Origin of the sequence: Janthinobacterium sp. 75, assembly GCF_004365495.1 — a bacterium.
In the GTDB taxonomy this organism is placed as follows: Bacteria; Pseudomonadota; Gammaproteobacteria; order Burkholderiales; family Burkholderiaceae_D; genus Janthinobacterium.
In genome coordinates this window covers 268,033-283,250 of sequence record NZ_SORD01000002.1, presented here as the reverse complement: position 1 = coordinate 283,250, position 15,218 = coordinate 268,033, and the positions used below count along the sequence as shown (strand labels likewise).

The following is a 15,218-nucleotide window of genomic DNA, read 5'->3' as shown; positions in this document are numbered from 1 at the left end:
TCCCGGTTTTGTTACTGACAAAGCCACGCCGGCCCGCCCCACACGGCGAGCCGCGCGTGGCTTTTTTCTTGGAGAAAAGAAGATGAGCTATCAAGCCCCGCTGAAAGACATGTTGTTCGTCATGAACGAGCTGGCCGGCCTGGCCGAAATCCACACCTTGCCGGGCTGCGAAGACGCCACGCCCGACACGGCCGAGGCTGTGCTGGAAGAGAACGCCAAATTCTGCGGCGGCGTGGTGGCGCCCCTGAACTGGCCCAGCGACAAGGAGCCGAGTTTCTGGCACGACGGTCAAGTCACCACCTCGAAGGGTTTCAAGGAAGCCTTCAAGGCCTATGGTGAAGCGGGCTGGCAGGGCGTGCAGCATCCGACGGAGTTCGGCGGCCAGGGCTTGCCCAAGCTGCTAGCCACGCCGTGCATTGAAATGCTCAACGCGGCCAGCATCTCGTTCGCCCTCGTGGCCCTGCTGTCCGATGGCGCCATCGAAGCCTTGCTGACGGCTGGCAGCGACGAGCAAAAAGCCACGTATCTTGAAAACCTGGTGTCGGGCAAGTGGACGGGCACCATGAATCTGACGGAGCCGCAAGCGGGTTCCGACCTGGCCGCCGTGCGCACGCGCGCCGTGCCGCAGGGCGATGGCACGTATAAAGTGTTCGGCACGAAGATTTTCATCACCTATGGCGAGCACGACATGGCGGAAAACATCGTCCACCTGGTGCTGGCCCGCACGCCGGACGCGCCCGCTGGCGTAAAAGGTATTTCGCTGTTTATCGTGCCTAAATTCCTCGTCAATGCCGATGGCAGCCTGGGCGCGCGCAATGACGCCCATTGCGTTTCGATCGAGCACAAGCTGGGCATCAAGGCCAGCCCCACGGCGGTATTGCAGTTCGGCGACCACGGCGGCGCCATCGGCACCCTGGTGGGCGAGGAAAACCGCGGCCTCGAATACATGTTCATCATGATGAACGCGGCCCGCTTCGGCGTGGGCTTGCAAGGCATCGGCCTGGCCGAGCGCGCCTACCAGCAAGCCGTGGCGTTTGCCAAGGACCGTGTACAGTCGCGCGACCTGGCGGGGTCCACGGGCCCCGTCTCCATCATCCACCACCCGGACGTGCGACGCATGCTGATGTCGATGCGCTCGCAGACGGAGGCGGCGCGCGCGCTGGCCTACGTGGGTGCGGCCATCAGCGACGTGGCGCATCACCATCCGGAGGCGGAAGTGCGCGCGGAAAGCCTGGCGACCTATGAATACCTGGTGCCCGTCATCAAGGGCTGGTCGACGGAAATGTCGCAGGATGTCACGCGCGACGGCGTGCAAGTGCATGGCGGCATGGGCTTCATCGAGGAAACAGGCGCCGCCCAGCATTACCGCGACGCCAAGATTCTCACCATTTACGAAGGCACGACGGCCATCCAGGCGAACGACCTCGTGGGCCGCAAGACGGTGCGCGACGGCGGCGCCGTCGCAAAAGCCATCATCGCCCAGGTGCGCGCCACGGAAGCCCAGTTGGGTGAGCTGAGTGGCGCCGACTTCCAGGCCATGCAGCGCCACCTGGCCGAAGGCAGCGCGGCCCTGGAAGCGGTGGTCGAGTATGTGGTGGCGAACATGAAGACGGACATCAAGGCCGTGTTCGCAGGCAGCGTGCCGTACCTGAAGCTGGCCGGCATCGTGCTGGGCGGCTGGCAAATGGCGCGCGCGGCCGTGGTGGCGCAGCAAAGGCTGGGAGAAGGCAGCGGCGACGCCTCGTTCTACAAGGCAAAAATCGCCACGGCGCGCTTCTTTGCCGACCACATCCTGTCGCAAGCGCCAGGACTGCGCGCCACCATCATCGACGGCAGTGCCGGTGTGATGGCGCTGTCGGAAGAGCAGTTTTAACCTGGGTCAGACCCCCTCGTTCGCTAACGCCGAGCTTCGATGTTAGCGTTGGCGAGGGTCTGACCCCAGCAGTTTGCTGAAGGCAGGTTGAATGAAAAAGCGCTGGAGATCACTCTCCAGCGCTTTTTTAACCCCAAACGTAAGTGCCGGGGTCAGACCCGCCGGGTCTGACCCCAGATTTACTCTGCGTTCTTATCGGCGGGCGATGCCGTTGCCCGAATTGCGTACCAGGTCGCCAGCCGCCAGGCCTGGATCCTGGTCAAACGCGAAGTCGGCCTTGGCGCCCGTTTCGTATTGCACGGTCACGGTCCAGGTCTTGGCATTCTTCATCTGGCCTTCGACTTGCTTGCCTGCGTAGGCGCCGCCGGCGGCGCCAGCCAGGGTGGCCAGATCCTTGCCGCGTCCGCCGCCGACCTGGCGGCCCAGCAGGGCACCGGCCACGCCGCCGCCGATCATGCCCAGGGCGCCGCCTTCCCCCGCTTTTTCAGTGACGTTGACTGCCAGCACCTTGCCGCAATCGGCGCAGATCTGATGCTGGGGCTGCTTGGATGGCTGGCTGGCGTAGGAATTGCCCGCTTTTTGCGCGGCCTTGGCGTTGATGATGGCCTGGTCGTATTCGCCCTTGGCGTCGCGCAGGCATTGCATGCGGGCTTTCGAGCTGGTTTCTTCTGTGCACAATTTCTTGTCGTCCGCATAGCGCGTGCTGGCTTGCTTCGTGTCGTAGGCGTATTGCGCCTTCGGCGACAGGTTTTGCGCGAAGGCGGATGTGCTGAACAGGGCCGTGATGGCCACTGCGAGGATGAGTGGGCGACGAATCATGATCTTCTCCTAGGGGGTGTTAAATGTGCCAGTAATGCCGGCATTGTGAATGCAGTATAGAGGAAAATCATGATTGCTTACCAACACTTACATGTGCGTGCGGGGCGCTGGAAATAATGCCATTTCCATACGGAAATTAACCGTAGGCGCCGCCTGTGTACAGCAAGTCGAACAGGCGCGCCATGGTGGCGATCAGCACGCCTGCGCCTAGCATCAAGGTAGCGACCAGCACCACGGCCAGGGGCCAGCCCGTGTCCGACAGGCGGCCGGAGGCGGCGTTGTAGCGCGCATCCCATTTGTCGTCCGGCATCAGGCCCAGTACCAGCGCTTCCAGGAAGCCGCACAGGGCGGACAGGGTCAGTGGCAATATCTGGTAAAACCAGTCGGACTCGGGAAGTAACTGGTGCAGCAGCAGGGTGGCGGGCAGGGCGGCCAGGTGTAGCCAGCCCCAGCGATCCTTGGTGCCATGCAGGTAGAAGCGGTGTGCGCCAAGCATGCCCAGCAGGAAGGCCAGCAAGGTGGTGTATGCCTTGTTCTTGTGCGACTGTTGCAAAATGGTAGTGGTGGTCATGGGACTCCAGAGTTGCTCATCGGTAAAGATTGCCAGTATCGGTCATTGTCTCGCACAACGATAGCACTTTCCTGTGGCGTTTATACAATGATTTAGCTTGATTTCAAGCCATGGCCGGCACGATAGGCGCAGACGCCTATTGCGTCTTCGGCCATGACTGGTCATAATGTTTGATTAGCCCAAATTACACGCCCGTCATCATAACGCTTGCTGCCTGGCGGTAAAGCGCGCTATAATTTGCGGCTTTTTCCGCCTCAGCACACTTTTTGGAAATATTATGGTCGTTATTCGTTTAGCTCGTGGAGGCGCCAAGAAGCGCCCGTTCTTCAACATCGTCGCTACTGATTCGCGCAATCGCCGCGATGGTCGCTTCATTGAGCGTATCGGTTTTTACAACCCGATGGCGCAAGGTGGCGAAGTTCCACTGCGTATCACCGCAGACCGTCTGGCCTACTGGCAAGGCGTTGGCGCACAATTGTCGCCAACCGTTGCTCGCCTGGTTGCCAGCAACAACAAAGCAGCAGCTTAATTAGATCACTGGTTTGACGGTCAAGACTGCATCCGGGGTGAAAGTCCCCGATGACCTGGTACAGGTAGGCTATGTCTCCGGTGCTTATGGCATTGCTGGCGGGGTCAGGATCACTCCTTTCTCCGACGACGCGGATGCATTATTAAGCGTCAAAACCTGGTGGTTTGATAAACCGACCTTGCATGATGTTCAAGTCAGGCAAGCGAAGTTACACGGCGGCGACGTCGTGGCCCAGCTGGTGGGTGTGGTCGGGCGGGATGCCGCAGAAGCGCTGAAAGGCGTCTCTGTGCAAATTCCGCGTAGCCATTTCCCGACGCTGACGGCCGATGAATTTTATTGGTCCGATTTGATCGGACTGACAGTTGAGAATTTGCAAGGCGAGTGCCTCGGCACAGTGCACGACATGATGAGCAATGGTCCGCAGTCGATCTTGCGCGTCACTCCTGTCGCCACTGCCGATGAGACCGTTGAAATGGCGCCTGAGCGCCTGATCCCGTTTGTCGGCCAATTTGTCATTAATGTTGACAAGGCTGCCAACAAGATCACGGTTGACTGGGGCATCGATTATTAAACCGCCTGCGCATAATTTTGCGCCGGGCAAACTTTGCAGGATGGTGAGCGATGCAATTTGATGTCGTGACCCTGTTCCCGGAAATGTTTGCCGCGCTGACGCAGTCGGGTGTGACCCGGCGCGCCTTCGAGCAGGGTAAATGTGGCTTGTCGCTGTGGAATCCCCGCGATTTCACGACCGACAATCACCGTACCGTGGATGACCGCCCGTATGGCGGCGGTCCCGGCATGGTGATGATGGCCCGTCCCCTCGAAGCGACAATTAACGCCGCGAAGCAACGCCAGAGCGCATTAGGCCTGGCGGCGCCCCGCGTGGTGTTCATGTCGCCGCAAGGCCGTCCGTTGACGCACGAGCGCGTCACGCAGCTGAAAGCCGAACCTGGTTTGGTGATCCTGTGTGGCCGCTATGAAGCCGTGGATCAGCGTTTGCTGGACCGCTGCGTCGACGAAGAAATCAGCGTCGGCGACTTTGTCTTGTCGGGCGGTGAATTGCCTGCCATGGCGCTGATGGATGCGGTGATCCGCCTGTTGCCGGGTGTCTTGAACACCGAGGCATCGGCCATCGAGGATAGCTTCGTCAATGGCTTGCTCGATTCGCCGCACTACACGCGGCCGGAAACATATGAAGGCATGACCGTGCCGCCCGTCCTGATGGGTGGCAATCATGCCGAGATCGTCAAGTGGCGCCGCCAGCGCATGCTGGAAGCGACCGCGACAAAGCGGCCTGACCTGCTGGTCAGTGCACGTGCCGCCGGCTTGCTCAGCAAGACCGACGAAAAATTCTTGGCCAGCCTGTAAGCCGTCTCCGGACGGCCGGCAGGGTGGCCAGTAGTGCCGGGCATGTTGCCCAAATTGTGTTACCCATCCTCTACCGGGCGGATACTTGCTATCCACAGTGCGCCGGCATGATGGTTTTCGGAGTTATAAAAATGGACTTGATTCAACAATTAGAGCAGGAAGAAATTGCTCGTCTGGGTAAAACCATTCCTGAATTCGCACCAGGCGATACCGTTATCGTCAGCGTCAACGTAGTCGAAGGTACGCGCAAGCGCGCCCAGGCTTACGAAGGCGTCGTTATCTCCCGTCGTAACCGTGGCCTGAACTCGAACTTCATCGTTCGTAAGATCTCGTCCGGCGAAGGCGTTGAGCGTACGTTCCAACTGTACTCGCCGCTGATCGCTTCGATCGAAGTGAAACGCCGTGGTGATGTTCGCCGCGCCAAGCTGTACTATCTGCGTGAGCGTTCGGGTAAATCGGCGCGTATCAAAGAAAAATTGCCAAATCGCCGCGTTGTGGCGAAAGCAAGCGCGTAATATCAGCGTCTGCGTTGGGAAAAGGGGTGCCTCTGATGGTGCCCCTTTTTTTATGGTGACACCTGGCCTAAGCTGCTGCGCGTCGGCATAGGTAGCCTGCGATGCTCACCGTACTAGAGTACGGTTGCGCGTCTCGGCTACCTCTTCCTTCCGCTCGCGACGGTTTTGCCAGGTGGCTTTAATCATGAGGGAGGGGCAATGGCCACTATTGCATTTGATCCCAAGCAACTAGCCATCGATTCGATCGCCGGTGAGGCGGCGCTGGACGCCGTGCGCCTGACGCCGGACTGGCTGCGCCAGCGCCTGGCCGAACAGCCCGACTGGCAGCCCGAGATTACCCAGGATTTTCTGTCCGTGCGCGCCGTGCCCGTGCGCGCGGCTGTGCTCATTCCCCTGGTGCAGCGTCCGCAGGGCTTGACCATCTTGCTGACCCTGCGCACGGAGCACCTGAGCAGCCATGCGGGCCAGGTCAGCTTTCCCGGCGGACGCAGCGAGCCGTTCGATGACTCGCCCGTGGCCACGGCCTTGCGCGAAACGCAGGAAGAAGTGGGCCTGGCGCGCGAGCACATAGAAGTGCTGGGCTGCCTGCCCGACTACCTGACGGGCACCGGCTACCAGGTGACGCCCGTGGTGGGCCTGGTGACGTCGCCGTTCGAACTGCGCGCCGACCCGTCCGAGGTGGCGGAAATCTTCGAAGTGCCGCTGGCCTTCATGATGGATGGCCTCAACCATCAGCGCCTGTCGGTGGAATTGCCCGGCGGGCGGCGCTCGTTCTATGCCATGCCGTACGAGCACTTCTACATTTGGGGCGCCACGGCCGGCATGCTGCGCAATCTGTTTCACCTCTTGCGCGCGTAAAATGGTGCCCCGCACGTAATAAGTTTGATTCCAGCACTGCACTGCGCTATCGTAGCGGGCATTGCGGTATTGCTGAAAAAGACAAAAAGGACGTTTGATGACATTTCTCTCCATACTTTGCGCATTGCTGATCGAGCAGCTCAAACCTTTGCGCGCGGACAATCCGATCTACGCCGAAATCAAGAGCCTGGCAATGCGCATGGAGACCTGGTTCAATGCCGGCCATGCCAACCATGGCCGTATGGGCTGGTTCCTCATGATCGGCGTGCTGATGGTGCCGACGGCAGGCATTTACTGGCTCTTGCAGCATTATCAGCTGACCCTGCTGGCTTTTGCCTGGAACGTCCTCATCGTTTACCTGACCTTGGGCTTCCGCCATTACAGCCACTACTTTACGTCCATCCAGCTGGCCCTGAGCGCCGGCGACGAAGCCACTGCCCGCACCTTGCTGGCCGACTGGACCAAGCTCGACACGGTGGGCATGGAAGCGAGTGAAATCGCCCGCATTGCAGTGGAAAAAGCCCTGATCACCACGCATCGCAATGTATTTGGCGTGTTCTTCTGGTTCCTGATGCCGCTGGGTCCTGCCTGCGCCGTGATGTACCGCGTGGCCGAATACCTGGCGCGTGCCTGGAACGAGCCAGAGCACATGCGCAATGAAGCCTTCGGCCAGTTCGCCGCGCGCGCCTTTTACTGGATCGACTGGATTCCCGTGCGCCTGACGGCCGTGGCATTTGCCGTGGTTGGCAATTTCGAGGATGCCATCTATGCCTGGCGCAATTTCGCCCAGCGCTGGCAGGACGAGGCTATCGGCATCATCCTGACGGCCGGCGGTGGCGCCATGGGTGTACGCCTGGGAACGCCAGCGGAAACGGCAGCCCGTGTGCTGGTGACCCCCGACATGGCCGTCGATGACAGCGACAGCGAAAGCGATATCCTGCCCGGCGAAGAGCCGGGCGCGCGCGCCTTGCAGAGCACGGTGGGCCTGGTCTGGCGCGCCTTGCTGCTGTGGATGCTGCTGCTGCTGTTGATGTCGGGCGCCGTTTTCCTCGGGTGATACGCGCGCACACGCGCCATCCATGCGCCTGGCGCGTGGAACAAGGTTAAAATAGGGGTTGGCGCGTTACGCGTGCCAGCCCCTGTTTGCATCCGCAGGGCAGATCGAGGTAGAACCCAAGTCTTCTATAAGATATAATACTGGCTTACCGCAGCAAACGTAGTTGAATTACCAGCCCGGCTTACCCGCCGGGGCCATTCACGCAATCCAGTCCCGACAAGCCACATGGCCGAGTTATCTCAAAAAACAGGGGAACTCTCAGACGAGTTCTTCATCCTTGGTCTCACCAGCAATGGCAAGCAATTCCGACCCAGCGATTGGGCCGAGCGCCTTTGCGGAGTGATGTCCTGTTTCAATCCCGAAGGTGGCGGGCGCAATGCGCACCTCCAGTATTCGCCCTACGTGCGCCCGACCGTCGTCAATGGCGTCAAGTCGGTGGTGGTCAACACCAAGCTGCGCGAGATCGAGCCGATGGCGTTTCACTTCGTGCGCGAGTTCGCCAAGGATAACGACCTGCAAATCGTCGAAGCCTGCTTCCTGCCGCCTCCCGAAGAAAAGTAAGACGCGTTTCACTTGATATGGCGCAATGCCCGCCACGGCGGGACGGCGCAGCATGGACAATCTGCCTCAAACGCAGTGGCGATATGCGTACTGGCGAAATCTGCAGCCTGCACACTATCCATTGCCAGCGTGACACGCGCGTGCAAGCAACTGCTGTTGATCCGCCAGCACACGCGGGCGACCTCATCGTGGCCGAACAGCCGAACAGCCGAACGGCGAGCGCCTGCCCGTCGGCATCCTCACCGACCGCAGCATCGTCAGCCCTGGACCTGGACCCTGCCAGCCTGCTGGTGGAGCGCGCAACTGCTCACCGCCGGCGAAGACAAAGACGCCTGAGGCATCATCGAACACATGCGCGTCAACGGCATCCGCCGCCTGCCCGTGGTCAATACCCTGGTCGGCCTTCCCGGCATCCTCAGCATCGACGACCTGCTGGCCTTCCTGGCCCAGCAGATGGCCGGGCTGGCACGCATCAGCAGCGGCCAGCAGGTGCATGAAAAGCACTTGCGAAAGTAGGAGCCGGCTAGCTGTCCCGCATTGCGCAATTTCAGTCAAATCCCCTTCACCCGAAAATGCTACAGTCGCTGCTCGTTCAACGGGAAGCGTTCATGCACTATCTGGCCAAGGCACTCTGGTATATCGAATCGCATTACGCGGACAATATCTCGCTCGGCGATATTGCCCACGTGAGCGGCGCCTCGCCCTGCCACCTGACGCGTGCGTTTGGCCTGGCCACGGGCCACTCCGTGATGCGCTATGTGCGGGCGCGCCGGCTCAGCGAGGCCGCCCTCGTGCTGGCGCAGGGCGCGCAAGATATTCTTTCCGTTGCCCTGGAGTCGGGCTACAGTTCCCATGAAGCATTTACGCGAGCTTTCCGCGAACAGTTCCAGATCACGCCGGAACGAGTGCGGGAGCAACGCCACGTGGGCAAGCTCGCGCTGGTGGGGGCCTTCAAAATGGATGTGGCGCCGGGCGTGCCCCTGGAGGCGCCCCGTTTCGAGCAGGCTCCCACCTTGCTGCTGGCGGGCCTCGTTGAACGTTATCGCGCGGAAACATCTGCCGGCATTCCCGCCCTGTGGCAGCGCTTCCTGCCCCATGTGGTGCCCGGCCAGCTGGCGTATGGCGTGTGCTGCAACAATGACGATGCGGGCAATTTCGACTACCTGTGCGCCATGCCGGTGAGCGACTTTTCCCGGTCCCCCGACGGCTGGACGCGGCTGCGCATCGCGCCGCAGCGCTATGCCGTGTTTCACCACCGTGGGCATATTTCCACCATTCGCGCCACCTGGCGCACGGTGTGGAACGATTGGCTGCCCCAGTCGGGGCTGGAAGTGGCCGACGCGCCCGATTTTGAACGCTACGACCAGCATTTCGATCCTGCCAGCGGCATCGGCGGCGTGGAAATCTGGCTCCCCTTGAAAGCCTGAGCATGTTCCCAAGCTTGTCTGCACCGACCCTGTTTGCCGGCGGCACCGCGCTGCGCCGGCGCCTGTCGCAAGCCGCCGCCGCGCTGGCGGCGGGCCTGCCCCTGTACTGGGTGCTGGGGCCGCAGCCGCTGGCCTGGCTCGCCTGGTGCGCGCCGCTGCCCTTGCTATGGCTGGCCCTGCGTTCGTCCCACCGCGATGCAGCCTGGATGACGTTCCTGGCCGCCATGCTGGGACTCTCATCCAACCTTGTTTATTTCCGCCTGCTCATGCCCTTGCCGGCCGTGCTGGCCGTGATGCTCTTTAAGGCACTGCTGTGGCTGCTGGTAGTGCTAGCTGCGCGGCGCCTCGTACTGCGCTACCGTTCCGGCTGGACAGTGCTGGCGTATCCCGTGCTGTGGGTCGCCATCGACACCCTGATGGCGGCTTTTCTGCCCGATGGCAACTGGGGCAGCCTGGCGTATTCGCAAGCCGATAACCTTGCCGTGCTGCAAGTGGCGGCTCTGGCGGGCGTGCCTGGCCTGCTGTTTTTGCTGTGCCTGGCGCCCTCGGCACTGGCCTTGCTTCTGGCCGGTGGGCGCGCGTATGCGCCAGCGGCGGGCGCGACCGCGCTGTTGCTGCTCGCCGCGTGCGCGGCTGGCGCCTGGCGCGTGCAGGGCGCGTTGGCAGCAGGCGGGACGGCATCAGTCGGGCCGCTGGCGGGGCTGGTGGCCATCGATGACTTTATCGGCCCGGCCACGCCGCCGGCGCGCGCGCAAGCCGTCTGGGACCAGTACGCGCATCACGTCGAAGCGCTGGCCGGGCAGGGCGCCAGGCTGGTGCTGTTGTCGGAAAAGATAGCCGTGCTGGCGCCGGCGCAGGCGGATGCCGTGCGGCAGCGTTTCCATGCGCTGGCGCGCAGCACGGGCGCGTGGATCATTCTGGGCATCGGCGTGCAAGACACTGCCGGCCGGCGCAACCTGGCCTGGCTGTTTTCTCCCGATGGCGCCGCGCTCGTCAGCTACCAGAAACATCATCTGGCGCCGCCCGAGCGCGATTTTCTTGCTGGCAGCGCCTATGCCGTGCAGCCGGTGGCGGATCTGGCCATGGGCCTGGCCATCTGCAAGGACATGCATTTCGCGCCCTTGGGGCAAGCGTATGGCGCGGCCGGGGCGCAAACAATGCTGGTGCCGGCCTGGGATTTCCAGTTGGATGCCTGGATGGGCGCGCGCATGACCGTGGTGCGGGGCGTGGAAAACGGCTATGCAGTGCTGCGCGCGGCGCGCGAGGGCGTGCTGACGGTCAGCGATGCGTATGGACGGGTGCTGGCGGAGCGGGCCAGCAGTGCCATGCCGGGCAGCACCTTGCTGGCGCCCCTGCCGGCGCACACGCCTGTGGCCACCTGGGCGGGATGGCTGGGGCCGCTGTTCGGCTGGCTGTGCGTGGCGCTGGGCCTGGTTCTACCATGCCTGGGCCGCCGCGCCGCGCCACGCCCGCTTCCTGACAGGTAAGGCCACGCTTTGCTGCAATGCGCAAAACTGCATTGCGCCGCCTTTTTTAATATTATCTCCGAGGCTGCCACATAATCGCCACCGATTACTTCACCATTGCCTTGCATATATCTACGCGTTGACGGCATATATATTGCACTGCAATAAGTGGTGTTATCTGGTATTGAGAAATTCGGGCATCTGGTATTAATTGGTACTTAATTCGGCCACGAAGTCATACATATCGCCGCGGAAGTAGGAGCGGCAAAATTCCACCGCGCGGCCATCGCGTAAAAAACCCAGCCTTTCCACCGACAGGCCCGCGTCGCCTTCCTCCGCCTGCAGCAGGCTGGCCTGTTCCCCCGTCAACAACAAGGCACTGAGGCGCTGCAAGGCGCGCACGGGCCGGTTGCCCGCCTGTTCCAGCGCGTCGTACATGGACACGTCGACGGCGTCGAGCGCCGGCAGGCAGCTGGCGACGATGGTCGCGTATTCCAGGCACATCGGTATCTCGTCCGCATAGCGGATGCGGTGGAAGCGGTACACGGGCGCGCCCGGCGACAGCCGCAGGCGCAAGGCCTCTTCCGGCGTGACGGTGCCTTCTGCCCGCTTGAGCCACACGCTGCGTGGCGTGCGTCCGCGCGCGCGCATGTCCTCGGAAAACGAGGTCAGCTTGGCAAAATTCTTCTCGATGCGCGTATTGATGAAATTGCCCGAGCCGGGCCGGCGCACCAGCAAGCCCTCGTTGACCAGGCCATCGATGGCCTTGCGCACGGTGATGCGAGAGACGGACAGGTCGCTGGCCAGTTGGCGCTCGGCTGGCAGGGCTTCCTCGGGGCCGAGGATGCGCTTGTCGATCGCTTCGCGCAGCGCGCGCTGCAGTTGCTGGTACAGGGGCAGGCTACTCGTCTGCCCCAGGCCTTGCATGATGTGAGCCAGGGTTGTCATACGCTGAGGGTCTCCGTTACGGCGCGTTGCAGACGCGCTCTGTATCTGTTTTGTGTCGCTGGATAATACCAAAAAAGGCCGTTATAAAACCAATTTGAATTATCAGTCCAGCAATTAATGCCTGGCTTCGCCGGTATTTAGGCTACCCATACGGGCTACAGATTGATTTAGCTGAAGTGGTCTGTGTGATTCAAACAACGTTATAAAAAAAAAGTTGCAACTGGTAGTGTTCTGGTATTGGATAGTAGTATATTGGCGTTGAATTGGTTTTGTAAGTGGTTGTGCCGAAGGGTCTGCAGCATGCCGGCGAGATAGGGCGGGCTGGAAAGAAGACCTACGTTAAAAATGAAAAGGTTCCAATCCTGGAGCCTAAATCAAGGGGGAGTACATGAAACGCAATTTGACACCTGCAGCTGCCGTCGTGAAATCCGGATCGCGTAGCCGTACGCCGATCGCTACGGCCGTTGCCGTGATGGTCGCTGGTCTGGCCTTTTCGGCGCAGGCGCAGGAAGCACCCGCCGACGACGTACCCACCGTAGTGACGGTGACCGGCGTGCGTGCTTCGCTGGAAAAATCGCTGAAGCAAAAACGTAATGCGGATTCCGTGGTGGAAGTGGTCACCGCCGAAGATATCGGCAAGATGCCAGACCGTAACGTGGCTGACGCGATCCAGCGCCTGCCAGGTGTGAATACCCAATCGTCTGCCGGTGGCGAAGGCGGCTTCGGCGAAAACGACCGCGTCAGCCTGCGCGGCACCAGCCCGAGTTTCCAGCAAACCCTGTTCAATGGCCACGCCATCAGCACCGGCGACTGGTTCGTCTTGAACCAGTTCGGCGGCAACGTCGGCCGCAGCAGCAGCTTTTCCTTGCTGCCATCGGAACTGGTAAGTTCCGTCGTCGTGCACAAGAGCGCCACGGCCGACCTGCCCGAAGGCGGCGTCTCGGGTGTGATCGACGTGATTACCCGCCGTCCGCTGGAATTCAAGAATCAGATCACGGCCGAGGGTTCGATCCAGGCCTTCCATAATGACTTGGCGGGCAAGACCGATCCGCAGTTCTCCGGCCTGGTGAACTGGAAAAACGACACGAACACCCTGGGCATCATGGTGCAGGGTTTCTCGCAAAAATCGACCGTGCGTCGCGATGGCCAGGAAATCCTCGGCTACACACCGATCCTGGCCAACAGTGCCGCAGCGCTGGCCCATCCTGAACTGGCTGGCGTGAAAGTGCCGACCTTTATCGGCGCGAGCCTGTTCGAACAAAAGAAAACCCGCGAAGGCGGCGCGTTCGACATCGAACTCAAGCCGAACAAGGACTTGACCCTGGATGTGAACGGCTTCTATTCGCAGCTGAAGGCGCCACATCAAAATACCAACTGGCTGGCCGCACCGGCGAACTCGATCAACAGCGCCAACCAGGTACCGACCAACTACACGGTCAAGAGCGGTACCCTGACGGCTGCCACGTTTGCCACCAACTCGGGCGAGGTCGACAATATCTACCGTCCTGACGCAGGCGGCGAATCGTACTACCTCGATTTCAACTTCAAGTACCGCGCCACCAAGGACCTGACCCTGAGCGGCAAGCTGGGCAAAACCCACGGCGTGGGCTATGACCGCGACGATGTGTACTACCAGAATAACGTCGATGGCGGCATGGTGTACCAGTTGAACGGCATGAGCCCGGCCAACGTGTCCTATCCAGGCGGCACCACCACCAAGCCAGGTTCGACGGCATGGGCGGGCGGTGGCGAATCGCGTTCCGTCGACCAGGAAAAATATGCCCAGATCGACGCCGAACTGCGCCTTTCCTCGGGCATCTGGGACTCGATCAAGTTCGGCGGCCGTCTGACCGACCACAAGCGCGCTGCCGAGCATCCGTTTGAAACCCGTCCGGGCGCACTGGGCTTCTCCAATCCGGGCCCCGTCTGGAATGGCACGATGTACCCGAGCGACTTCGCCAGCAACCTGGGCGGCAACCTGTCGAGCAACTACTTCAAGTACGACGGCGCGGCACTGGGCGCCTGGGGCGCGGCCAACGGCAACCGCCTGTTCGACTACGTGCGTCGCCACAACTGGACGGACGAATTTAAGCTGCAGGAAAAAACCTCGGCAGTCTATGCCATGGCCAACCTGACGGGCGACAACTGGAGCGGTAACTTCGGCCTGCGCGCCGTGCACACCGAGCAGTCGACGCTGGTCAACCAGGCCGGCGGCCCGATCACCGGTTCCGACTGGGGTCCGTACTCGCAGCACCTGTACGAGCGCAGCTACAATGACTTCCTGCCTAGCGCCAACATCAAATTCGATGTGCGCAATGACGTAGTGGTCCGCGCGGCCATCGCACGCACCATCGCCCGTCCTGACTACAGCGCGCTGGGCGGCTCCGTCTCGCTGAACGACGATGCATTGAGCGGTGCAGGCGGCAACGTGAAGCTGAACCCGGTCAAGTCGGATAACGCCGAAGTCAGCGCCGAATGGTATTTCGCGCCGAGGTCGGCCGTTTCGGCGGGCCTGTTCTACATGGACTTGAAATCGGTCGTGTCGAACGGTACCACCAGCGCCACTTACTTCAACAGCAAGCGCAATGCCAATGCCGTGTACCTGATCACGTCGCCCTTCAACACCAGCGGCAAGAACAAGGGCGTGGAATTGAGCTATCAGCAACCGCTGTTCGGCGATTTCGGCATCCTGGCCAACTACACCTATGCCGACGGCAAGCTCGACAATGGTGACGAGCTGGTCAATGCATCGCGCAACACGTACAACCTGACGGCCTTCTACGAAGCCAATGCCCTCAGCGCACGCCTGGCCTACAACTACCGTTCGTCCTACAAGGCGGGTGTGGACCGTGGCGCCAGCCAGCACGTCGAAGGTGCGGGCGGCCTGGCCGGTTCGCTCAATTACAAGATCAACGAACACTTCACGGTCACGTTCGATGCGCTTAACCTGACGAACACGACCATCAAGATGTACGCTGAAAACCGCGATCAGCCACGCGCGTTCTACAGCAATGGCCGTACCTTCTACCTGGGCTTGCGCGGCAAGCTGTAAGCAAGACGATCTGGCCTGATGCGCCCGCATCAGGCCAGGTCTTCCTCGGTCTTTCAAGCAAGTTCCTGCTTCAGGGGCTTGCTTTTTTTTTTGCGCTCACCGGCAGGGCCGTTTCTGTCTTTTTTACGCCAGGGCTGTCCCCGCCGGTCGCCAGCATGACTTGTGCCCGCTAAG

At 61.3% G+C, this 15,218-nt stretch carries 15 protein-coding genes; 12 read left to right on the top strand and 3 right to left on the bottom strand.

Features of this window, described 5'->3' with window-relative positions:
* Positions 1 to 82: 82 nt before the first annotated feature.
* The gene (locus tag C8C89_RS25655; protein WP_133993917.1) at positions 83 to 1,873 is read left to right on the top strand and encodes an acyl-CoA dehydrogenase; all 1,791 of its coding nucleotides are present in this window, start codon (positions 83 to 85) and stop codon (positions 1,871 to 1,873) included.
* A gap of 192 nt (positions 1,874 to 2,065) precedes the next feature.
* On the opposite strand, the gene C8C89_RS25650 is transcribed toward C8C89_RS25655, so the two are convergent.
* Both C8C89_RS25650 and C8C89_RS25645 read right to left on the bottom strand, forming a co-directional pair.
* A complete protein-coding gene (locus C8C89_RS25650; RefSeq protein ID WP_133993915.1) occupies positions 2,066 to 2,692 on the bottom strand; it encodes a glycine zipper 2TM domain-containing protein in 627 nt (208 codons plus the stop codon).
* Between the two features lie 136 nt (positions 2,693 to 2,828).
* A complete protein-coding gene (locus tag C8C89_RS25645; RefSeq protein ID WP_133993914.1) occupies positions 2,829 to 3,263 on the bottom strand; it encodes an NINE protein in 435 nt (144 codons plus the stop codon).
* A gap of 277 nt (positions 3,264 to 3,540) precedes the next feature.
* Between C8C89_RS25645 and rpsP the strand changes: the two genes are divergently transcribed.
* From rpsP to C8C89_RS25595, 10 genes are all read left to right on the top strand, one after another.
* Positions 3,541 to 3,792 (top strand): 30S ribosomal protein S16, encoded by a 252-nt coding sequence (gene rpsP, locus C8C89_RS25640; protein WP_010395524.1) that lies wholly within the window; start codon positions 3,541 to 3,543, stop codon positions 3,790 to 3,792.
* A gap of 13 nt (positions 3,793 to 3,805) precedes the next feature.
* The gene (gene rimM, locus C8C89_RS25635) at positions 3,806 to 4,363 is read left to right on the top strand and encodes a ribosome maturation factor RimM (RefSeq protein WP_101484162.1); all 558 of its coding nucleotides are present in this window, start codon (positions 3,806 to 3,808) and stop codon (positions 4,361 to 4,363) included.
* 50 nt (positions 4,364 to 4,413) lie between these two features.
* Complete coding sequence (gene trmD, locus C8C89_RS25630; protein WP_101484163.1) at positions 4,414 to 5,160, top strand: tRNA (guanosine(37)-N1)-methyltransferase TrmD; 747 nt, start codon at positions 4,414 to 4,416, stop codon at positions 5,158 to 5,160.
* 131 nt (positions 5,161 to 5,291) lie between these two features.
* Complete coding sequence (gene rplS / locus C8C89_RS25625; RefSeq protein ID WP_010395528.1) at positions 5,292 to 5,675, top strand: 50S ribosomal protein L19; 384 nt, start codon at positions 5,292 to 5,294, stop codon at positions 5,673 to 5,675.
* A 198-nt stretch (positions 5,676 to 5,873) separates the two neighbouring features.
* Entirely contained in the window at positions 5,874 to 6,533 is a 660-nt protein-coding gene (locus tag C8C89_RS25620) for a CoA pyrophosphatase (protein ID WP_133993911.1), read from the top strand.
* 97 nt (positions 6,534 to 6,630) lie between these two features.
* On the top strand, positions 6,631 to 7,590 hold the full coding sequence (locus C8C89_RS25615; RefSeq protein WP_101484165.1) for a CobD/CbiB family protein: 960 nt from the start codon (positions 6,631 to 6,633) through the stop codon (positions 7,588 to 7,590).
* Between the two features lie 225 nt (positions 7,591 to 7,815).
* On the top strand, positions 7,816 to 8,151 hold the full coding sequence (locus C8C89_RS25610; RefSeq protein WP_029496213.1) for a DUF3579 domain-containing protein: 336 nt from the start codon (positions 7,816 to 7,818) through the stop codon (positions 8,149 to 8,151).
* 351 nt (positions 8,152 to 8,502) lie between these two features.
* Positions 8,503 to 8,667, top strand: coding sequence for a hypothetical protein (locus C8C89_RS27455; protein ID WP_243858421.1), 165 nt, complete (start codon positions 8,503 to 8,505; stop codon positions 8,665 to 8,667).
* Between the two features lie 92 nt (positions 8,668 to 8,759).
* Positions 8,760 to 9,578: an AraC family transcriptional regulator gene (locus tag C8C89_RS25600; protein ID WP_133993909.1), complete on the top strand. Its 819-nt coding sequence runs from the start codon at positions 8,760 to 8,762 to the stop codon at positions 9,576 to 9,578.
* A gap of 2 nt (positions 9,579 to 9,580) precedes the next feature.
* Complete coding sequence (locus tag C8C89_RS25595) at positions 9,581 to 11,065, top strand: carbon-nitrogen hydrolase family protein (protein WP_133993907.1); 1,485 nt, start codon at positions 9,581 to 9,583, stop codon at positions 11,063 to 11,065.
* A gap of 186 nt (positions 11,066 to 11,251) precedes the next feature.
* Here the strand turns inward: C8C89_RS25595 and C8C89_RS25590 are convergent, their stop codons facing one another.
* Entirely contained in the window at positions 11,252 to 11,992 is a 741-nt protein-coding gene (locus C8C89_RS25590) for a GntR family transcriptional regulator (protein WP_035825427.1), read from the bottom strand.
* Positions 11,993 to 12,380: 388 nt separating this feature from the next.
* Between C8C89_RS25590 and C8C89_RS25585 the strand changes: the two genes are divergently transcribed.
* Positions 12,381 to 15,044, top strand: coding sequence for a TonB-dependent receptor (locus C8C89_RS25585; RefSeq protein WP_101484168.1), 2,664 nt, complete (start codon positions 12,381 to 12,383; stop codon positions 15,042 to 15,044).
* Positions 15,045 to 15,218 lie beyond the last annotated feature (174 nt).

Bases quoted from the DNA above. Each gene is read 5' to 3' on its own strand.
- C8C89_RS25655 (WP_133993917.1), top strand. From the start codon at position 83: ATGAGCTATCAAGCCCCGCTGAAAGACATGTTGTTCGTCATGAACGAG.
- C8C89_RS25650 (WP_133993915.1), bottom strand. From the start codon at position 2,692: ATGATTCGTCGCCCACTCATCCTCGCAGTGGCCATCACGGCCCTGTTC.
- C8C89_RS25645 (WP_133993914.1), bottom strand. From the start codon at position 3,263: ATGACCACCACTACCATTTTGCAACAGTCGCACAAGAACAAGGCATAC.
- rpsP (WP_010395524.1), top strand. From the start codon at position 3,541: ATGGTCGTTATTCGTTTAGCTCGTGGAGGCGCCAAGAAGCGCCCGTTC.
- trmD (WP_101484163.1), top strand. From the start codon at position 4,414: ATGCAATTTGATGTCGTGACCCTGTTCCCGGAAATGTTTGCCGCGCTG.
- rplS (WP_010395528.1), top strand. From the start codon at position 5,292: ATGGACTTGATTCAACAATTAGAGCAGGAAGAAATTGCTCGTCTGGGT.
- C8C89_RS25620 (WP_133993911.1), top strand. From the start codon at position 5,874: ATGGCCACTATTGCATTTGATCCCAAGCAACTAGCCATCGATTCGATC.
- C8C89_RS25615 (WP_101484165.1), top strand. From the start codon at position 6,631: ATGACATTTCTCTCCATACTTTGCGCATTGCTGATCGAGCAGCTCAAA.
- C8C89_RS25610 (WP_029496213.1), top strand. From the start codon at position 7,816: ATGGCCGAGTTATCTCAAAAAACAGGGGAACTCTCAGACGAGTTCTTC.
- C8C89_RS27455 (WP_243858421.1), top strand. From the start codon at position 8,503: ATGCGCGTCAACGGCATCCGCCGCCTGCCCGTGGTCAATACCCTGGTC.
- C8C89_RS25600 (WP_133993909.1), top strand. From the start codon at position 8,760: ATGCACTATCTGGCCAAGGCACTCTGGTATATCGAATCGCATTACGCG.
- C8C89_RS25595 (WP_133993907.1), top strand. From the start codon at position 9,581: ATGTTCCCAAGCTTGTCTGCACCGACCCTGTTTGCCGGCGGCACCGCG.
- C8C89_RS25590 (WP_035825427.1), bottom strand. From the start codon at position 11,992: ATGACAACCCTGGCTCACATCATGCAAGGCCTGGGGCAGACGAGTAGC.
- C8C89_RS25585 (WP_101484168.1), top strand. From the start codon at position 12,381: ATGAAACGCAATTTGACACCTGCAGCTGCCGTCGTGAAATCCGGATCG.